Source organism: Nocardioides sp. NPDC127503 (genome assembly GCF_040302165.1).
Taxonomy (GTDB): Bacteria; Actinomycetota; Actinomycetes; order Propionibacteriales; family Nocardioidaceae; genus Nocardioides.
The window spans coordinates 314,593-331,553 of record NZ_JBEORH010000003.1; the positions used below are offsets into that span (position 1 = coordinate 314,593).

The 16,961-nt window shown below is 69.7% G+C and carries 15 protein-coding genes; 3 read left to right on the plus strand and 12 right to left on the minus strand.

Annotated features, from left to right (window positions below; translation table 11 throughout):
* Positions 1 to 158 precede the first annotated feature (158 nt).
* From ABTW65_RS08565 to ABTW65_RS08580, 4 genes are all read right to left on the minus strand, one after another.
* Positions 159 to 1,184: a TIGR03842 family LLM class F420-dependent oxidoreductase gene (locus ABTW65_RS08565; protein WP_350659609.1), complete on the minus strand. Its 1,026-nt coding sequence runs from the start codon at positions 1,182 to 1,184 to the stop codon at positions 159 to 161.
* Positions 1,185 to 1,188: 4 nt separating this feature from the next.
* Complete coding sequence (gene hydA, locus ABTW65_RS08570; protein ID WP_350659610.1) at positions 1,189 to 2,613, minus strand: dihydropyrimidinase; 1,425 nt, start codon at positions 2,611 to 2,613, stop codon at positions 1,189 to 1,191.
* Between the two features lie 10 nt (positions 2,614 to 2,623).
* Entirely contained in the window at positions 2,624 to 3,472 is an 849-nt protein-coding gene (locus ABTW65_RS08575; protein WP_350659611.1) for a nitrilase-related carbon-nitrogen hydrolase, read from the minus strand.
* Between the two features lie 100 nt (positions 3,473 to 3,572).
* On the minus strand, positions 3,573 to 3,872 hold the full coding sequence (locus ABTW65_RS08580; RefSeq protein ID WP_350659613.1) for a hypothetical protein: 300 nt from the start codon (positions 3,870 to 3,872) through the stop codon (positions 3,573 to 3,575).
* A gap of 250 nt (positions 3,873 to 4,122) precedes the next feature.
* On the opposite strand from ABTW65_RS08580, the gene ABTW65_RS08585 reads away from it, so the two are divergent.
* Together ABTW65_RS08585 and ABTW65_RS08590 are read left to right on the plus strand one after the other, a co-directional pair.
* Positions 4,123 to 5,400 carry a DUF445 domain-containing protein gene (locus tag ABTW65_RS08585; protein WP_350659614.1) on the plus strand — a complete coding sequence of 426 codons (1,278 nt, stop codon included), beginning with the start codon at positions 4,123 to 4,125 and terminating at the stop codon, positions 5,398 to 5,400.
* 9 nt (positions 5,401 to 5,409) lie between these two features.
* Positions 5,410 to 5,661, plus strand: a complete 252-nt coding sequence (locus ABTW65_RS08590) for an RNA-binding S4 domain-containing protein (protein WP_350659615.1) — start codon at positions 5,410 to 5,412, stop codon at positions 5,659 to 5,661.
* Positions 5,662 to 5,727: 66 nt separating this feature from the next.
* Here ABTW65_RS08590 and ABTW65_RS08595 read toward each other — a convergent pair whose 3' ends face one another.
* The 8 genes from ABTW65_RS08595 to ABTW65_RS08630 form a co-directional block, all read right to left on the minus strand.
* The gene (locus ABTW65_RS08595) at positions 5,728 to 6,102 is read right to left on the minus strand and encodes an FKBP-type peptidyl-prolyl cis-trans isomerase (protein ID WP_141795436.1); all 375 of its coding nucleotides are present in this window, start codon (positions 6,100 to 6,102) and stop codon (positions 5,728 to 5,730) included.
* A 4-nt stretch (positions 6,103 to 6,106) separates the two neighbouring features.
* Positions 6,107 to 8,725 carry a DUF4153 domain-containing protein gene (locus ABTW65_RS08600; protein ID WP_350659616.1) on the minus strand — a complete coding sequence of 873 codons (2,619 nt, stop codon included), beginning with the start codon at positions 8,723 to 8,725 and terminating at the stop codon, positions 6,107 to 6,109.
* Positions 8,722 to 9,423 (minus strand): response regulator, encoded by a 702-nt coding sequence (locus ABTW65_RS08605; protein ID WP_350659617.1) that lies wholly within the window; start codon positions 9,421 to 9,423, stop codon positions 8,722 to 8,724. The genes ABTW65_RS08600 and ABTW65_RS08605 overlap by 4 nt, the downstream gene beginning before the upstream one ends.
* Positions 9,424 to 9,504: 81 nt before the next feature.
* Positions 9,505 to 9,939, minus strand: a complete 435-nt coding sequence (locus ABTW65_RS08610) for a CBS domain-containing protein (protein WP_350659618.1) — start codon at positions 9,937 to 9,939, stop codon at positions 9,505 to 9,507.
* A gap of 56 nt (positions 9,940 to 9,995) precedes the next feature.
* Positions 9,996 to 10,868 carry an inositol monophosphatase family protein gene (locus ABTW65_RS08615; RefSeq protein WP_350659620.1) on the minus strand — a complete coding sequence of 291 codons (873 nt, stop codon included), beginning with the start codon at positions 10,866 to 10,868 and terminating at the stop codon, positions 9,996 to 9,998.
* 98 nt (positions 10,869 to 10,966) lie between these two features.
* Positions 10,967 to 11,977, minus strand: coding sequence for a ribosome small subunit-dependent GTPase A (gene rsgA, locus ABTW65_RS08620; RefSeq protein ID WP_350659621.1), 1,011 nt, complete (start codon positions 11,975 to 11,977; stop codon positions 10,967 to 10,969).
* Between the two features lie 7 nt (positions 11,978 to 11,984).
* The gene (gene aroA / locus ABTW65_RS08625; protein WP_350659622.1) at positions 11,985 to 13,292 is read right to left on the minus strand and encodes a 3-phosphoshikimate 1-carboxyvinyltransferase; all 1,308 of its coding nucleotides are present in this window, start codon (positions 13,290 to 13,292) and stop codon (positions 11,985 to 11,987) included.
* 56 nt (positions 13,293 to 13,348) lie between these two features.
* Positions 13,349 to 15,913 carry a sigma-70 family RNA polymerase sigma factor gene (locus tag ABTW65_RS08630; RefSeq protein ID WP_350659623.1) on the minus strand — a complete coding sequence of 855 codons (2,565 nt, stop codon included), beginning with the start codon at positions 15,911 to 15,913 and terminating at the stop codon, positions 13,349 to 13,351.
* Positions 15,914 to 16,205: 292 nt separating this feature from the next.
* On the opposite strand from ABTW65_RS08630, the gene ABTW65_RS08635 reads away from it, so the two are divergent.
* Positions 16,206 to 16,928: a hypothetical protein gene (locus ABTW65_RS08635; protein WP_350659624.1), complete on the plus strand. Its 723-nt coding sequence runs from the start codon at positions 16,206 to 16,208 to the stop codon at positions 16,926 to 16,928.
* Positions 16,929 to 16,961: the final 33 nt, after the last annotated feature.

Here is a 16,961-nt window from a genome sequence, read left to right on the forward strand (position 1 = left end):
GTCCCCTGGGGTGCGTGGATGGACATGGATCTGGCTTCTCACTCTACGCCGGGAGCAGCGGGGTCGCCGCCGATCTGAGATACCGATCACGACGGTATATCAGGCAGGAGGCTACGTTTTCGCCATATTCTCCCGCCGCAGGCAACGAAATCACGCGCTCACGCCTTCGTGGTCACCGGCCGGTTGACCCGGGGGATCACCAGATCGCCGTACGCCGCCAGGGTCTGGTCCATCGCGTCGTGCTGCAGGTAGACGGCGAACTGGTCGACGCCGAGGCTCTTGAGCCGCTCGAGCTTGGCGACCTGCTCCTCGACCGAGCCGAGGATGCAGAACCGGTCGACGATCTCGTCGGGCACGAACTGGGTGTGGGTGTTGTCGGCCCGCCCGTGCTCGTTGTAGTCGTACCCCTCGCGGTCCTTGATGTAGTCGGTGAGTGCCTGCGGGACGGCACCGCTGCCGTACTTCGTCACGATGTCGGCGACGTGGTTGCCTACCATCCCGCCGAACCACCGGCACTGCTCGCGGGCATGATCCAGCGCCTCGGGCGACCCGTCGGTGACGTACGCAGGAGCGGCCACGCAGAAGGTCAGCGACTCCGGGTCGCGGCCGGCGTCGGTGGCCGCCTTCTTGACCGCCCCGATCATCCACTCGGTGATGTCGGGGTCGGCCAGCTGCAGGATGAACCCGTCGCCGACCTCCCCGGCCGCCTTCAGTGCGAGCGGGCCGTAGGCCGCGATCCACACCTCCAGCTCGGAGCGCTTGGCCCACGGGAACTGCAGCGTGGTGCCGTTGATCTCGACCGGACGCCGGTTGGCGAGCTCCCGGATCACCCGGGTCGCCTCCCGCATCTCCTTGATCGTCGACGGCTTCCCGTTGAGCACCCGCACCGCCGAGTCGCCGCGCCCCATCCCGCACACGGTGCGGTTGCCGTACATCTCGTTCAGGGTCGCGAAGACCGACGCGGTCACCGTCCAGTCGCGGGTCGCCGGGTTGGTCACGAAGGGGCCGACCTTGATCGTGCGGGTCTCGGCGAGGATCTGGCTGTAGATGACGTACGGCTCCATCCACAGCAGGTGGCTGTCGAACGTCCAGACGTAGTCGAAGCCGTACGCCTCGGCCTGCTTAGCGAGGGAGACGACCCGCCAGGCGGGCGGGTTGGTCTGGAGGACGACACCGAAGTCCATCACGTCACACCAGGTACTGGGAGAGGTCGCGCTTGAGGTAGCTGCCGTGGCCCTTGGTGCCCTTGAACTCGCCGTCGGCGACGACCACCGTGCCGCGGGAGAGCACCACGTCGACGTGCCCGTCGATCTCGTAGCCCTCCCAGGCGGAGTGGTCCATGTTCATGTGATGGGTCTTGCCGACTCCGATGGAGGTGTGACCGTTCGGGTCATAGACGACGATGTCGGCGTCGGCTCCCGGTGCGATGACGCCCTTGCGGCCGTAGAGCCCGAACATCCGCGCCGGTGTGGTCGCGATCAGCTCCACCCACCGCTCGAGCGTGATCTGTCCGGTCACCACGCCCTGGTAGAGCAGGTCGACGCGGTGCTCGATCGACCCGATCCCGTTGGGGATGGCCCGGAAGTCTTCCTTGCCGAGCTCCTTCTGCTCCTTCATGCAGAAGGGGCAGTGGTCGGTGGAGACCATCTGCAGGTCGTTGGTGCGCAGCGCCTGCCACATCGCGTCCTGGTGGCCCTCCTCGCGCGAGCGAAGCGGCGTCGAGCAGACCCACTTGGCGCCCTCGAAGTCGCCCCACTCCTCCGACCTCGCGCCGAGCTGGTCCTCGAGGGAGAGGTAGAGGTACTGCGGGCAGGTCTCGCCGAACACGTTCTTCCCGTGGTCACGGGCCGCGGCCAGCTGCGCGACCGCCTGCTTGGCGCTGACGTGCACCACGTAGAGCGGAGCCCCGGTCACGTCGGCGAGCATGATCGCCCGGTGGGTGGCCTCCTCCTCCATCTGCCAGGCGCGCGCGATGCCGTGGTAGTAGGGAGACGTCTTGCCGGACTCGGCCAGCTGCGCGGCGAGCACGTCGATCGCCGGCCCGTTCTCGGCGTGCATCATGGTCAGCAGCCCGTGGTCGGTCGCCTTCTGCATCGCCCGCAGCACCTGCGCGTCATCGGAGTAGAAGACGCCCGGGTAGGCCATGAACAGCTTGTACGAGGTGATCCCCTCGTCCACGAGCGTGTCCATCGCCTTGAGCGAGTCGTCGTCGACCCCGCCGATGATCTGGTGGAACCCGTAGTCGATCGCGCAGTTGCCGGCCGCCAGCTCGTGCCAGTGCGCCAACCCGTCATGTACGCGTTCGCCATAGCGCTGCACCGCGAAGTCGATGATCGTCGTGGTGCCGCCCCAGGCCGCGGCCCTGGTGCCGGTCTCGAAGGTGTCGGAGGCGTTGGTGCCGCCGAACGGCAGCTGCATGTGGGTGTGGGCGTCGACGCCGCCGGGGATGACGTACTTCCCGGTCGCGTCGATGGTGACGTCAGCCTCGATCGTCCCCAGCGGAGTGCTCCCGGGGGAGATGAGCGCGACGATCCTCTCGCCGTCGACGAGAACGTCTGCCTGGGTGCGCCCGGTCGAGGAGACGACCGTGCCGCCCGTGATGAGCGTGGTCATTTGGCCCTCCTCAGGGTCGGGGGATGGAGGTGTACGAATCGGGCCGGCGGTCGCGGTAGAACTGCCAGTCGTCGCGCATCTCCTGGACCATGCTCATGTCCAGGTCGCGTACGAGCAGTTCCTCCTTCTCGCCCGAGCCGAGCTCGCCCACGTAGTTGCCGCGGGGATCGACGATCTGCGACATCCCGTAGAAGTTGACGGCCTCTTCGCCGTACTCGTTGTCCTCCAGGCCGACCCGGTTGGGTGCGAGCACGAAGTAGCCGTTGGCGACCGCGGCGGCGGGCTGCTCGATCTCCCACAGCCGGTTGGAGAGCCCCGGCTTGGTCGCGTTGGGGTTGAAGACCATGTGGGCCCCGTTGAGCCCGAGCTCGCGCCAGCCCTCGGGGAAGTGGCGGTCGTAGCAGATGTACATCCCCACCTTCCCGACCGCGGACTCGAAGACCGGGTAGCCCATGTTGCCGGGGCGGAAGTAGAACTTCTCCCAGAACTTCTCCACGTGGGGCAGATGGTTCTTCCGGTACTTGCCGAGGATCGTGCCGTCGGCGTCGACGAGCACGGAGGTGTTGTAGTAGACCCCGGTGTCCGCCTCCTCGTAGATCGGCAGCACCATCACGATGCCCAGCTCCTTGGCCAGGCTCGCGAAGCGCTGCACGATCGGCCCGTCGGCCGGCTCGGCGTAGCGGTAGTACTTCTTGTCCTGGGTGATCCCGAAGTAGGGCCCGTAGAAGAGCTCCTGGAAGCACATCACCTGGGCGCCCTGGGCAGCGGCGTCACGCGCGAAGCCCTCGTGCTTGTCCAGCATGGAGACCTTGTCCCCGGTCCAGGTGGTCTGGCTGATTGCGGCTCTGACGATCGTCATGCAACTACCTCCCGCCTCACATACAAGCACGCCGCCGCGACCCGTGGGGTCGCGACGGCATTTTTGCTTCAGACGTTGAGGTGGTTGAAACCCTGTTGTTTTATGCGGCGGTCGCCGGATGACGTACGACGACGTGCTCGACGGCCCTGGCGAGCTCCTCGCGGAGCTCGGGCGCGAGCTGAGGGCAGTCGATCGAGAGGAACAGCTCCATCGCGGAGCGGGTCGCGCGGGCCCTCTCGCCGGGCGTGCCCTCTGCCAGGGTCGGCGCGATCTCGGCGAGATGGGCACTGGTCTCGACCACGGTGTTGCAGTCGTGCGGGGTGAGTGGGGCGCGGGCCTCCCGGCCGGCGCGGACGAGGACGCTCAGAACCTCCACCTTGGCGGCGGTGGTCAACGACATAGCGCTCCTCGACGAGTCGAACAGATGCGACCCCACACCGTCCGCGTTGTGCGACGACATGTATCTCCTCGGTGGGACGTGTGCCTCCCCCGAGGCACTCTCGCCCACTCCAACGAGCAGGGGAAGGGATCGGTGACGCCCTTGGGTGCTTTGTAACTGACCTGTGGGCCGACCCGTGAGTAACCTATAGAAACCATGACCCTGGTGTTGCAGATCGCCTCGCGTGGGACGACCCGGCACAATTGAGCCCATGAGTTCTCCTGGGGGCGCCGGCATCGGCGGTCTGATGGTCGAGACCGAGGCCGATGTCGTACGCCGCCAGGCACTGCGTCGCATGCGCATCGTCGCCACCGGGCTCCTGGTCGTGGCCGCCATCGTCTACCTGCTGACCCTTCGGCTGGACGGGTTCTGGGGGTTCGTGAACGCCGGCGCCGAGGCGTCGATGGTCGGTGCGATGGCCGACTGGTTCGCGGTCACCGCACTGTTCCGTCACCCGCTCGGGCTGCCGGTGCCGCACACCGCGTTGATCCCGAAGCGGAAGGACGAGCTCGGCGCCAGCCTCGAGGAGTTCGTCCAGGACAACTTCCTGCAGGAGGAGACCATCCGCGAGCGGCTCGGTGTCGCGATGCCGTCGCTGCGGCTCGCGCTGTGGCTCGCCGAGGAGCCCAACGCCAAGCGGGTCGTCGACGAGGTCTCCACCGTGGTCGCCGACGGGCTCTCCCGGATCAGCAACCGGCACATCGTCGAGATCATCCAGGACGGGTTCGTACCCCGCCTGCGCGAGGAGCAGATCGCGCCGCTGCTCGGCGGCACCTTGCAGGCGGCGCTGGACGACGGCGTTCACCACGGTCTGGTCGACCTGGCCCTGGTCGAGCTGCACGGCTGGCTCGAGGAGAACGAGGAGATCGTCACCGAGGTGCTCGGCGAGCGGGCGCCGTGGTGGACGCCCCAGGTGCTGCGCGAGCCGGTGACCGCCCGCATCCACGTCGAGCTGGTCCGGTGGATCGCCGACATCCGCGACGACCCCGAGCATCGCGCCCGCAAGGCGATCGACACGATGCTCGCCGACCTCGCCGACAACCTGCAGCACGACGAGGCGACCATGGAGCGCGCCGAGCGGCTCAAGGAGCGTGTGCTCGACCACCCCGGCGTGATCAACACCGCCATCTCCATCTGGGACGCGCTGCGCCGTGCGCTGACCACGTCCCTGCGCGACCCCGAGGGCGTCGTCCGCCGCCGCGCCCTGGACGAGGTCGTCCGCTACGCCCAGAAGGTCGTCCTCGACGAGGCCCTCCAGCGCCGCTACGACGCGCTCGCCTCCGACGTGGCCGTCTACGTCGTCAAGCGCTACGGCCGTGAGGCGACGACCGTCATCACCCACACCATCCAGCGCTGGGACGGGAAGCAGGCCGCCCGCCGCATCGAGCTCTTCGTCGGCCGCGACCTGCAGTTCATCCGCATCAACGGCACCATCGTCGGTGGCCTCGTCGGCGTGATCATCCACACCGTCGCCGTCCTGATGGAGTGATGGGGGAGGATGGGCCACGTGAGCGAACCATTTGACGTACCCATCAGCGACGAGGTCATCCGGCTCGGTCAGTTCATGAAGCTGGCCAACCTGGTCGAGGCCGGCTCCGAGGCGCGCCCGGCGATCACCGCCGGCGAGGTGAAGGTCAATGGTGAGATCGAGCTCCGCCGCGGCCGCCAGCTCCGCCTCGGCGACGTCGTCGAGTACGCCGGGCAGGCGGCCCGGGTCTCTGACGAGGCCGACTTCGACGTGCCCTGGTAGGGCCCGGCGCAAATAGGAGCGAGGCGGTGACCCCGAAGGGTCACCGCCTCGCTGCGTACGAACTGCTTACTTCTCGACCTTGACCAGGTCGCAGACGAAGATCAGGGTCTCGCCGGGCTTGATCGCGCCGCCGGCGCCGCGGTCGCCGTAGCCCAGGTGGGGCGGGATGACGAGCTGGCGGCGGCCGCCGACCTTCATGCCGAGGATGCCCTGGTCCCAGCCCTGGATGACCTGGCCGATGCCCACGCGGAAGTCGAGCGGCTCGCCGCGGTTGTAGGACGCGTCGAACTCCTCACCGGTGGACAGCGCAACGCCGACGTAGTGGACCGATACGCGGTCGCGCTCGGTGGCCTCCTCGCCGTCACCGATGGTGATGTCCTTGATGACGAGGTCGGTCGGAGGGGTGGGGTCGACGAAGTCGATCTCAGGCTTCTGGCTCATGAATTCAGTCTACGTATCGATTCTCGCTGGGGCACACCACCGACGCGTCGGCCGTCCCGGGGTAGATCGTGGTCAGGCCGTCGGCTCGCTCCCGGCCGAGGTTCCACTCCAGCCAGTCGCCCTCGCGCTCGCTGGGCCCGAGCACACAGCTGCGCAGGTCGTCGGGGAGCTCCTTCAGGGCCGGCACCGCGTCGTCGCTGAGCTCGGCGAGGAAGTCCGTGTCGATCTTCCCGGTCTCCTCGTAGCGCGAGACGTTGTGCTCGGCGATCCACGCATCCGGGTTGATCGCGGCGATCCCGAGCAGCGCGACAGCACCGCTGACCAGCGCGAACCGGCCGAGCCAGAGCCCGCCGCCGATGGCCTTGCCGGTCACCGCGGCGACCAGCCCGGCGATCACCAGCAGACCCAGCCAGGCCTCGAAGACATCGACGAGCAGGCGGAGCTGGGTGAAGCCGTACGCCTCCTGGTAGAGGTGCATCCGGTACAGCGCCGACCCGACGACGACCAGGGCCTCCGCGGCGAGCAGCCCGAGCGCGATCCGCAGCCACAGCCGGTCGGCGACGGTCTCCACCGGCGCCTTGCGCGCCGCCGCCCAGATCACCAGCAGGGTCAGAGCGGTGGCGACGGTGAGCTGGCCGAAGCCCTGGTGGACGTATTCGGCGTACGTCAGCCCCGTCGTCTCGCGAAGGTAGTCCTCGCCGCCGAAGACAGCGGTCGCCTGTGCGATCAGGAACGCGGCGAAGACTGCGACCACGACGCCGACCGGAGCCAGCCACTCGTAGCGGTTGGCGACGGGCTGGGACGTACGCTCGCTGCGGTCGATCCGGGGCGGGTTCACGGCCAGGTACGCAGCGCCCATCACGACGCCGAAGACGAAGACGGTCATGAAGACCCGAGCCGCGAAGGTGTCCGGCCGTACGTCCGGCACGAACTGGTCGACCCAGCTGCCCAGCACCGCGTCGGCGGTGGTGAACAGGAGCCCGAAGATCACCAGGCCGAGCAGCGAGAGCACCGTGGTGCGGGCGACCGCGGCTCCGTGACCCTTGCCGGAGACGCTGGTCAGCGTGCGGCCCAGCCACGGGATCCCGCGCAGCCCCGCCAGCGGCCAGGAGATCCCGGTCAGCACGATCCCGAGCAGCGTCTTCGCCTGGGTGGAGGCACACAGGATCACCGCGATCGCCGTGAGCAGGCACAGCACGACGAGCCACTCGGCATCGCGGAACACCGCGACCGAGGCGAGCAGCGCGAACAGGACGTAGCAGATGATCGGGAACAAGTTGCGACGTTTCTCGCTCGCCAGCGTCACGACCCCACCGGCGGCCAGCAGCACGATGACCGTGCCGAGCCCGGCGTTGCGGTCGGGAATCAGCAGCCCGCCGAGGAGGCCGGCGACCACGGCTCCGATGAAGAGCCCGAACCTCCCCGCGACACCGGAGTCGGGCCAGTAGGTGCCGAAGATGTCGTCGAGGACCGACGGGGTGGCATAGGCGGCCTTGGGGTCCGTTGTGGGGGCTTCGATCGGCCTGGCCGGTTCGGCGGGCTCGGCCGCCGGGGGAGTGGTGGGCATCTGGCTCTCCTCGTGGGTGGGGGTGAGATGACTGGGAGCGTGCTGATCAGGGACGGCGCGCGCGGGTGGGCGCAGCGGGAGGTCGACGCGCACCCGGGCGCCGGCGGCGCCGGGGAGCGGGTCGAGGAAGGCGATGGAGCCGCCGTGCAGGTCGGTGACCCACCGAGCGATGGCGAGCCCGAGCCCGGTCCCGCCACCCTCACCGGAGGCGCTGAGCGTGCCGAAGGGTTCGAAGACGCGCCCTCGGTCGGCGATGGGGATGCCGGGCCCGGAGTCGAGGACCTCGAGGTGATAGCGATCGCCGTCGATTCCGGCCCGTACGGTGACCACGCCGCCGCGGGGACTGTGCCGGGAGGCGTTGTCGAGCAGGTTGACGACGAGCTGGCTGAGGCGATCGGGGTCGGCGTCGACGATCAGGTCGGCCGGCGCGTCGATCTCATAGGTGACCGGCCGCCCGTTGACCCGCGTCTCCGCGACGCAGGCCTCCAGGAGCGGGCCGAGCTCGACCGAGGCCGTGCTCAGCGGCGCCTTGCCCGCGTCGACCCGCGCCAGGTCGAGCAGGTCCTCGACCAGCCGGCTCAGGCGCTCGGCCTGGCCGAGCGCGGTCTGGAGCGCGGCCGGGTCGGATCCGACGCCGTCCACGAGGTTCTCCAGCACGACGGTGAGAGCAGCCAGCGGCGTACGCAGCTCGTGGGAGACGTTGGCGACCAGATCGCGACGCTGGCGGTCGACGGCGCCGAGGTCGCTGGCCATGGTGTTGAACGCACGGCCCAGCTGACCGACCTCGTCGGCACCGACGGCAGGCACCGAGACCGAGTAGTCGCCCCGCGCCATCCGCCGGGCCGCGACGGTCATCTGCCGCAACGGCGAGGTCATCCCGGCCGCCAGCAGCTGGGTGACCGCGAGCGCGATCCCGATCGTGACCGGGATGGAGATCCACGGGGAGACCCCGGTGATCCGCCCGACGGAGGCGACGACCGCCGCCACCAGGGCGCTCGCGGCGACCAGGAGCCCGAGCTTGACCTTGATCGAGGAGACCCGTTCCAGGGGAGTCATTCGCCGGCCTCCAGGGCGTAGCCGACGCCATGCACGGTGCGGACCCGCGCGGACCCGATCTTGGCGCGCAGCCCCTTCACATGGCTGTCGACCGTGCGGGTGCCCGAGGCGTCGTTCCAGCCCCAGACCTCGGCGAGCAGCCGTTCGCGGGTGACCACGGCGCCCGGGTCGGCGGCCAGGCAGACCAGCAGGTCGAACTCGGTCGGCGTGAGCCGGACCTCGTCACCATCGACCCACACGCGCCGGGCCGCCGGATCCATCCGCAGCCCCCCGATCTCAGCCGTACGCCGCGGCGACCCGGCCAGTTCGGCCGCCCGCTCCACCCGCCGCAGGAGTGCGTTGACCCGGGCCACCAGCTCGCGGGCCCGGAACGGCTTGGTCAGGTAGTCGTCGGCCCCGACCCCGAGCCCGACGAGCACATCGGCCTCGTCGACACGCGCGGTGAGCATGAGCACCGGCACCGGACGTACGGCCTGGATCCGGCGGCACACCTCGAGGCCGTCGTAGCCGGGCAGCATCACGTCGAGGACGACCACGTCGGGCGAGGTCTCCTCGAAGCAGGAGACCGCCCCGGGGCCGTCCCACGCTCGGACGACGTCGTAGCCCTCCGCCTCGAGCCGGTCCGAGACGGCCTGGTTGATGACCGGCTCGTCCTCGACGACGAGGACCCGGCGGGTGACGGTCAGATGTTCTGGCACATGCTCAGGCTAGAAGCCCGAGCCGCCGGAAAGGCTGCAGAAGTTGTGCAGGTCCTGTGAAGGTCGGACCCGAACAGGATCTCAGGTCTGGTGGACGTACGCCTCGAGCTGGTCGCGCTCGAAGGCGAGCTGGTCGATGCGGTGCTTGACCAGGTCGCCGATGCTGACGATGCCGACCAGAGCGCCGTCGGGGGAGACGACCGGCATGTGCCGGATCCGGCGCTTGGTCATGATGCCCAGGATCTCGTCGATGGTGGCCTCGGGCGCACATGTCTCGACCTCGGCGGTCATGATCGAGGAGACCTCGGCGGCGAGCAGCGCGTCGTTCTCGTGGAGGCGGCGCACCACGTCGCGCTCGGAGACGATGCCGGCGACGGCGGTGCCGTCGGTGCTGACGACACAGGCTCCGATGCCGTGCTCGGCGAGCACCCCGAGCAGGTCACGCACGGTGGCGGTTGATGCGATCGTGACGACTTCTGCGATCGCCTTGCGAGTGAGTACGTCCGCGATCTTCATGCACCAACGGTAGCGGCCGTGACGTGCGTCACGCCAGGGTCTGTTCCGGAACGCGACTACTCGGTGCCCGGCCGGCGGAACGCGGTGACCGATCCGGGCTGCGCGGCCGGCCAGTCGGCGTCGTTGTTGCCGTCGGGCAGCCCGCCGAGGAAGGAGAGCACGGCGTCGTGCAGGTGGCCGTTGGTGGCCAGGGCGTTGCCGCCCCACGGGCCCGGGTCGCCGGCCAGCGAGGTGAACTGGCCACCGGCCTCACGCACGATGATGTCCAGCGCCGCCATGTCGTAGAGCTCGAGCTCCGGCTCGACCGCGATGTCGACAGCGCCCTCGGCGACGAGCATGTAGGACCAGAAGTCGGAGTAGGCACGGGTGCGCCAGCAGCTCCGCATCAGCGCGAGGAAGTCCTCGAGGCGGTCGCGCTCCTCCCAGCCGTGCAGCGAGGAGTAGGACATCGAGGCGTCCTCCAGGCGGCGTACGTCCGAGACCTGGCAGGGCGTCGACTTCATCAGCGACTTGCCGGTGTGGGCGCCCTGGCCCTTCGCCGCCCACCAGCGCCGCCCGAGCTGGGGCGCGGAGACGACCGACATCACGACCTCGTTGTCGACCGCGAGCGCGATCAGGGTCGCCCAGACCGGCACACCGCGCACGAAGTTCTTCGTGCCGTCGATCGGGTCGACGATCCAGCGGCGGCTGGACGAGCCGGAGGATCCCGACTCCTCGCCGGTGATCGCGTCACGTGTCCGCGCGCGGGAGAGCGTGCGCCGGATCGACTCCTCCACGGCCTTGTCCGCGTCGGAGACGGGGGTGAGGTCGGGCTTGGTCATGACATGCAGGTCGAGCGCCTTGAACCGCGACGTCGACAGCGAGTCGGCGTCGTCGGCCAAAAGGTGCGCCAGCCGCAGGTCGTCGTTGAAGTCAGGAGTGCTCGCCACGAGGGTCCACTCTAGTGGCTCCGCCCCCGGAGCGAACCCTCCCCTGGTAACCGGTTCCCCACGAAAACACCGTCCAGGGCATGTCTGATCCGCCCAGGTCAGAGAGCGTACGTCGGCACCGACCGAGCCTCGAGCAGGCGACGGAACGAGGCAACCCGCTCCGGATCGAGCCCGCCGGCCTCGATCGCGGCGTCCAGCCCGCACTCGGGCTCCTCGGCGGCGTGCGAGCAGCCGCGCGGGCACTCGGCCGTCGCCTCCTGCAGATCGGGGAAGGAGACGATGAGCCGTTCCGGCTCGACGTGAGCCAGCCCGAACGTACGGATCCCCGGGGTGTCGATGATCCAGCCGGCCCCCGGAAGCCGCAGCATCAACGCCGACGTGGAGGTGTGCCGCCCCCGCCCGGTGACCGCGTTGACGTGCCCGACCTCGCGCCCGGCGTCGGGAACGATGGCGTTGACCAGCGTCGACTTGCCCACGCCGCTGTGGCCGAGGAGGACCGACGTACGTCCGTCGAGCTTCTCCTGCAGGGCGCTCATGTCGCCGCCCCGCTGCGTCACCACCCACGGCACCCCCAGTGCCCGGTAGGTCGAGGCCAGCGACTCCGGGTCGGCCAGGTCGGCCTTGGTGATGCACAGGAGCGGCTCGATGCCCGCCTCCAGGGCAGCCACGAGGGCGCGATCGATGAACCCGGTGCGCGGCTCAGGGTCGGCGATCGCGGTGACGATCACCAGCTGGTCGGCGTTGGCGACCACGACCCGCTCGACGGGGTCGTCGTCATCGGCCGTACGCCGCAGCACAGTCTCCCGCGGCTCGAGCTCGACGATCCGGGCCAGTGCCCCCTCCGCGCCCGAGGTGTCGCCGACGACCTTCACCCGGTCGCCCACGACGACGCCCTTGCGGCCGAGCGGGCGGGCCTTGACCGCCCACACCTCGACGTCGGGGGCGTCGTCCATGACCAGCGTGAACCGCCCACGGTCGACCGTGATCACCCGCCCGAGATCGGCCTCGTCGTAGCTGGGCCGGTCCTTCGTCCGCGGCCGAGTGCGGCGCCGGGGACGGTCGTAGTGCTCGACGTCCTCGGTCCCGTAGCGCCGCTGTGCCTTCGACATCAGGTGCTCAGAAGAGACCGGCCCAGAAGGGCGCGAAGTCGGTGAAGGTCTTGCTGGTGGTGGTGATGTTCTCGACCAGGACGTCCTCGACGGCCGCCCCGATGATGACGCCGGCGTGGGCCATCCGGTGGTCGGCGTAGGTGTGGAACACCCCGCCGTGCAGAGTCGCCGGCCGGATCGTCAGTCCGTCGGGATGCTCGGTGACGTCGGCCCCGAGCGCACCCAGCTCGCGCGCGAGCGCGGCGAGCCGGTCGGTCTCGTGGCCACGGATGTGGCCGATGCCGGTCAGGTGCGAAGGCGTCGAGGCGAGTGCGCACAGCGCGGCGACGGCCGGGGTGAGCTCGCCGATGTCGTGCATGTCCAGGTCGATCCCGGTGAGCCGCTCCGGCCCGGTCACGGTGAGCCCCTCGTCGGTGACCTGCACCTCGCAGCCCATCAGCGAGAGCACCTCGCGCAGCTGGTCGCCCGGCTGGTCGGTGGCCTGCGGCCAGTCGCGCACGGTCACGGTCCCACCCGAGACGGCGGCCAGGGCGAGGAACGGGGCCGCGTTGGACAGATCCGGCTCGATGGTGCGGTCCAGCGCCTTGATCGGTCCTGGTGCCACGGTCCACCGGTTGGCGTCCCCTCCCGATGACGGAGCGTCGACCGCTACGCCGTGCTCACGCAGCATCGCGACCGTCATGTCGATGTGGGGGAGCGACGGCACTGGCTTGCCGTCGTGGCGTACGTCCACACCGTGCTCGTATCGCGCCCCCGCCAGCAGCAGCGCGCTGATGAACTGGCTCGAGGCCGAGGCGTCGACCACCACGGTCCCGCCGGGCACGGCGCCCTGCCCCTGGATCGTGAACGGCAGCCCGTCACCCTCGATGTCCACGCCGAGATCGCGAAGCGCACGCAGCACCTCGCCGACCGGCCGCTTGCGCATGTGCGGGTCGCCGTCGAAGGCGACCGTGCCGGTGGAGAGCGCGGCCACCGGAGGTACGAACCGCATCACCGTCCCCGCCAGCCCGCAGTCGACCGCGGCATCGGCGTCGAACGCCCCAGGCGTCACGACCCAGTCGTCTCCCGAGGTGTCCACGTGGGACCCCAACGACGTCAGCGCAGCCGCCATCAGCAGCGTGTCGCGGGACCGAAGCGCGCGACGTACGACGCCGGGCCCGTCCGCGATCGCTGCGAGCACCAGAGCGCGGTTGGTGAGCGACTTGCTCCCGGGCAGCGACACCGTCGCCGTCACCGGACCGCGCGCTCGGGGTGCCGGCCAGGGGTCGGCCGGTCCGTTGGCGGGGTCGGCGGCACGGTCGGTCGTCGTAGTCACAGGTCCAACTTTAGAGGTTCCACGAGCGGAGGCGGCCGTCGGTCACTGGGATGAAATCACTCGAACCCGATCGCCTTCAGGAATTCCTTCCAGGTCAGCCCGCCAGTCGTGGCGCCGCGCTCAGCCTCGGGCGTCGCGCTCGGGCTGGCGCTGGGCACGCCGGAGTTCTCGGGCAGCGACGGGCTCTCGCCGGGCGTGCTCGGCAGGGTGGGAAGGTCCGAGGACGGCGTCGGCACCTGCGGAACGTCAGGAGTCGTGGGCGGCGTGGGCACCTGGGGTACGTCGGGAGTCGTGGGCGGCGTCGGCACCTGCGGCACGTCCGGCGTCTCGGAGGGCGTCGGTTCCGGAGTCGGAGTGGGAGTCGGCTCCGGCTCGGCGGTGCCGCTGGTCGAGGCGGTGTTGTTGCTGGTGTCGCTGTCCTCGTAGCCGGCGGGCACGATGCTCGCCTCGAAGGTCCAGGTCGCGCCCGACATCGGGATGAACGAGACGTGCGCGGCCTCGCCGTCACCGGCGAGCGTGCACTCGTAGGTGACCGTGCCGTTGACAGGCATGGTGGCGAAGGGAGCTCCGCAGGCCGACCAGGCGAAACCAGGTCCGAAGTAGGGCGAGGCCACGCCGGTCATGGTGATCCGGAGCGTCGTCGACCGGCCGTCGGCAGCCTCGGGGAGGCCGTCGACAGAGACGACGACGTCCTCGTACTCGTGCAGGTCGGACACGCCCGGGATGATGAAGACCCCGCCCATACCCGATTCGTGACGGTGGCTAACCCCGACTTTTGGGTCGTGCTTCGGAGCTTGCTCGAAGGTCACCTCCACAGCACCGACGTCCTTACCGCCGTGGCCATCCGAGATCCGATAGGTGAAGGTGTCGCCAGCGCCGTCGTAGCCGGCGGTCATCGTGTAGACGACCTTGCCGTCGACGATCTCGGCCTTACCGTGCGCAGGCTGCTCGACGATCTCGACCAGCCCGAGGGTGTCGCCGTTGTCGTCGGCGTCGTTGGCGAGCACGTCGATGGTGGTCTTGGCGGTCCCCGGCTGGTTGCCGTTGCCGTTCCCGTTGTTGCCCTCGCCGTTGCCGTTGCCGTCGGTCACCGTCGCCGTGGCGGTGTCGTTGACCGCGTTCGGGTCGGCGTTGGGCGTGGTCACGTCGACGGTGCCGGCGACCTCGCCGCCGTTGCCGTCGGTGAGGACGTACTCGATGGTGTCGGTGCCCCGCCAGCCGATGTCCGCCTGGTAGGTCACCGTGGTGACGGGCTCGCCGGCCATCCGCAGACCACCGAAGATCGCGCCGCTGACGCTGCCGCCCCTACCGCCCGGGGACGACGTGCCGCCCATGGTGACGGTGCCGTGGGCGGGGGAGGCGACGGTGGCCTCCTTGACCGAGAGTGGGTCGCCGTTGGCGTCGGTGGCTCCCTCGGTCAGGTCGATGATGGTCTTGCCGCCGGGCTGCCCGCTCACGGTGGACAGGGGCTGGCTGATGACCGGCGCCTGCTGCGTCTGGGCGGGAGCCGGGTCAGCGGGCTGGTCGGCCGGTTGGTCGGCGGGAGGCGGTGCCGCTGCGGGCGGCGCCGCAGGGTTGTCGGCCGGAGGTGCGGCCGGGTCTGCCGGAGCCGGAGCAGGGTCTGCCGGTGCTTCGGCAGCAGGCTCCTCGGCGGCCGGCACCTTCTGCGCCGGGTCGCCGCCGGTGAGCACGAGCCCCGCGGCCACGGCCGCAGCGGCCGCGACACCGGCACCCGCACCGACCGTACGTCCCACCGGATCGCCCAGCACCCAGTCCCGGACTCGCCCGAAGAAGAGCACCACGCCACCCTTGGCAGCGACACCACTTCCGACGGCGAGGTAGCCCGCGCCAGCGGCGCCGAGCAGGGCCGGAGCGAGCCAAGCACCCATCCCGGAGTTGACCTCGGTGAGCTCGAGGTAGATCGCGGTGCACGGACGGCAGTCCTGCAGGTGGTCGTCGACCTTCGTCGAGTCGCGCTTGGACAGGCCGTTGCGGATGTAGGCACCCAGGTTGGCGCGCGTGGTGGCGCAGGCCTCCTCGCCGGCGTCCTGCGCGTGCATCGAGATGAACGCCTGCTTGAGGCCCTCGCGAGCCCGGTAGGCGAGCGCGGAGACGGAGTTGGCCGACATCCCGAGCATCGGCGCGATCTCGGCCGGCTTCTGGCCCTCGACCTCGGTGTGCCACAGCACCTGCTGCCAGCGCTCCGGAAGCTGCTGGAACGCCTTCGCGGCGGCCTGGTTGTCGAAGCCCGACACCGCGGTGTCCTCGAAGGGCACGCCCGGGTCGAACGGCGTCAGGTCGTCGGTGGTGGTCAGCTTCGAGGCGGCGCGGATCTTGTCCACGTGGAGCCGGCGCAGCGAGGTCAGCAGGTAGGCGCGGAAAGCGAGGTCCGGGCCGCCGCCCCGCTGCAGCACGTTGAGCACCTTGGCGAACGCCTCGGAGACGAGGTCGTCGACGTCACCGGCCGACACCAGCTGGCGGGCGAGACGGCGGGCAGCCTCGACATGGCGCTCGAACAGGGTCCCGTACGCATCCAGGTCACCGCCGCGGACAGCGGTGATCAGCTCGGCGTCGCCAGGGGCGTCGAGGGTAGGTAGAGAGGTGGGGGTCGATTCGCTCACAGCACCAGAGACGTTAGAAGGACGGAGGTATGACGCGGGTTGCGCCGACGGGAGACATGCGTTGTGCTAACGACTACGGAAGCCCGCACGTCACGCCCCCTCCCCGGATCTGACAACAACTTTCGCGAAACCCAGAAAATGTGGGTCGCTACCGCGTCATGGTTGCCGATTTAGTACGTCAAGTCCATGTGGGCACGCGGTAGATCAGCGCGCGCACCACTGTATCCGTGACCCAGCAACTTCGGACAAGGAACGACACCAACGCCAGGAAACACGAGGAAAGAGGTGAGTTGTGCGGCTGTTCTCCCGAGGTCGGCGTGCGCCTGCATCCACCTCGCCTGAATTCAGAGAGCTCTCCGACGAGCAGCGTGCGGCGCTCCCGCCGCGGTTCGAGGCCGTCGCGGAGGCGCTCGCCGAGCGCAGCAACTACGTCGCCGAGGCCTGCTGGGTCGCCGGCCATGACCTCGCGGAGTCAGGCGTGTCCCTCGGGGAGAGCCTCGAGGACCTGCGGATGACGACCCAGGCCATGGAGGATCGCGACCCGGCCTTCGTCGAGATGCATGCGCTGTCCGTCGCCTGGAGCGAGGCGACGCTCGGCTACCTGCACACGATCTCCTGCGCCGACCCGCTCACCGGTCTCGCCACCCTCGCGCACCTGCGTGAACGCATCTCGGATCTCTACCGTGAGGCGACGGCGCGCAGTCACGCGCTGGTCGTCACCGACGCCCACCTCCCAGGCGCCCCCGGTGGGAAGACCGACAGCATCGCCACCGCCCGCCGGATGTCGCTGCTCGGCCAGACCGCTCGCACCGTCTTCGCGACCGCAGCCGCCGTCGGACAGGTCGGCCACAGCCGGATGGTCGTGGTCGCACCGCGTGACGAGACGCTGGTCAAACGGCTCGGACTCCTCAAGCGGATGGTCGAGCACAGTGCCGACCGGATCTGGATCGAAGGGCTCCCGGAGAACGACCGGTCTGCAGGCATCCTGCTCGACGAGCTCGCCCGCGGAGCCTAGAAATACCTCCGAACACCACCGCCGCGCGGCGCT

Excerpts from the sequence above, each read along its gene's own strand:
- rsgA (WP_350659621.1), bottom strand. The coding sequence starts at position 11,977 with ATGTCGAAGGCACAGCGGCGCTACGGGACCGAGGACGTCGAGCACTAC.
- ABTW65_RS08600 (WP_350659616.1), bottom strand. The coding sequence starts at position 8,725 with ATGACTCCCCTGGAACGGGTCTCCTCGATCAAGGTCAAGCTCGGGCTC.
- ABTW65_RS08575 (WP_350659611.1), bottom strand. The coding sequence starts at position 3,472 with ATGACGATCGTCAGAGCCGCAATCAGCCAGACCACCTGGACCGGGGAC.
- hydA (WP_350659610.1), bottom strand. The coding sequence starts at position 2,613 with ATGACCACGCTCATCACGGGCGGCACGGTCGTCTCCTCGACCGGGCGC.
- ABTW65_RS08595 (WP_141795436.1), bottom strand. The coding sequence starts at position 6,102 with ATGAGCCAGAAGCCTGAGATCGACTTCGTCGACCCCACCCCTCCGACC.
- ABTW65_RS08590 (WP_350659615.1), top strand. The coding sequence starts at position 5,410 with ATGGGCCACGTGAGCGAACCATTTGACGTACCCATCAGCGACGAGGTC.
- ABTW65_RS08585 (WP_350659614.1), top strand. The coding sequence starts at position 4,123 with ATGAGTTCTCCTGGGGGCGCCGGCATCGGCGGTCTGATGGTCGAGACC.
- ABTW65_RS08565 (WP_350659609.1), bottom strand. The coding sequence starts at position 1,184 with ATGGACTTCGGTGTCGTCCTCCAGACCAACCCGCCCGCCTGGCGGGTC.
- ABTW65_RS08610 (WP_350659618.1), bottom strand. The coding sequence starts at position 9,939 with ATGAAGATCGCGGACGTACTCACTCGCAAGGCGATCGCAGAAGTCGTC.
- ABTW65_RS08580 (WP_350659613.1), bottom strand. The coding sequence starts at position 3,872 with ATGTCGTTGACCACCGCCGCCAAGGTGGAGGTTCTGAGCGTCCTCGTC.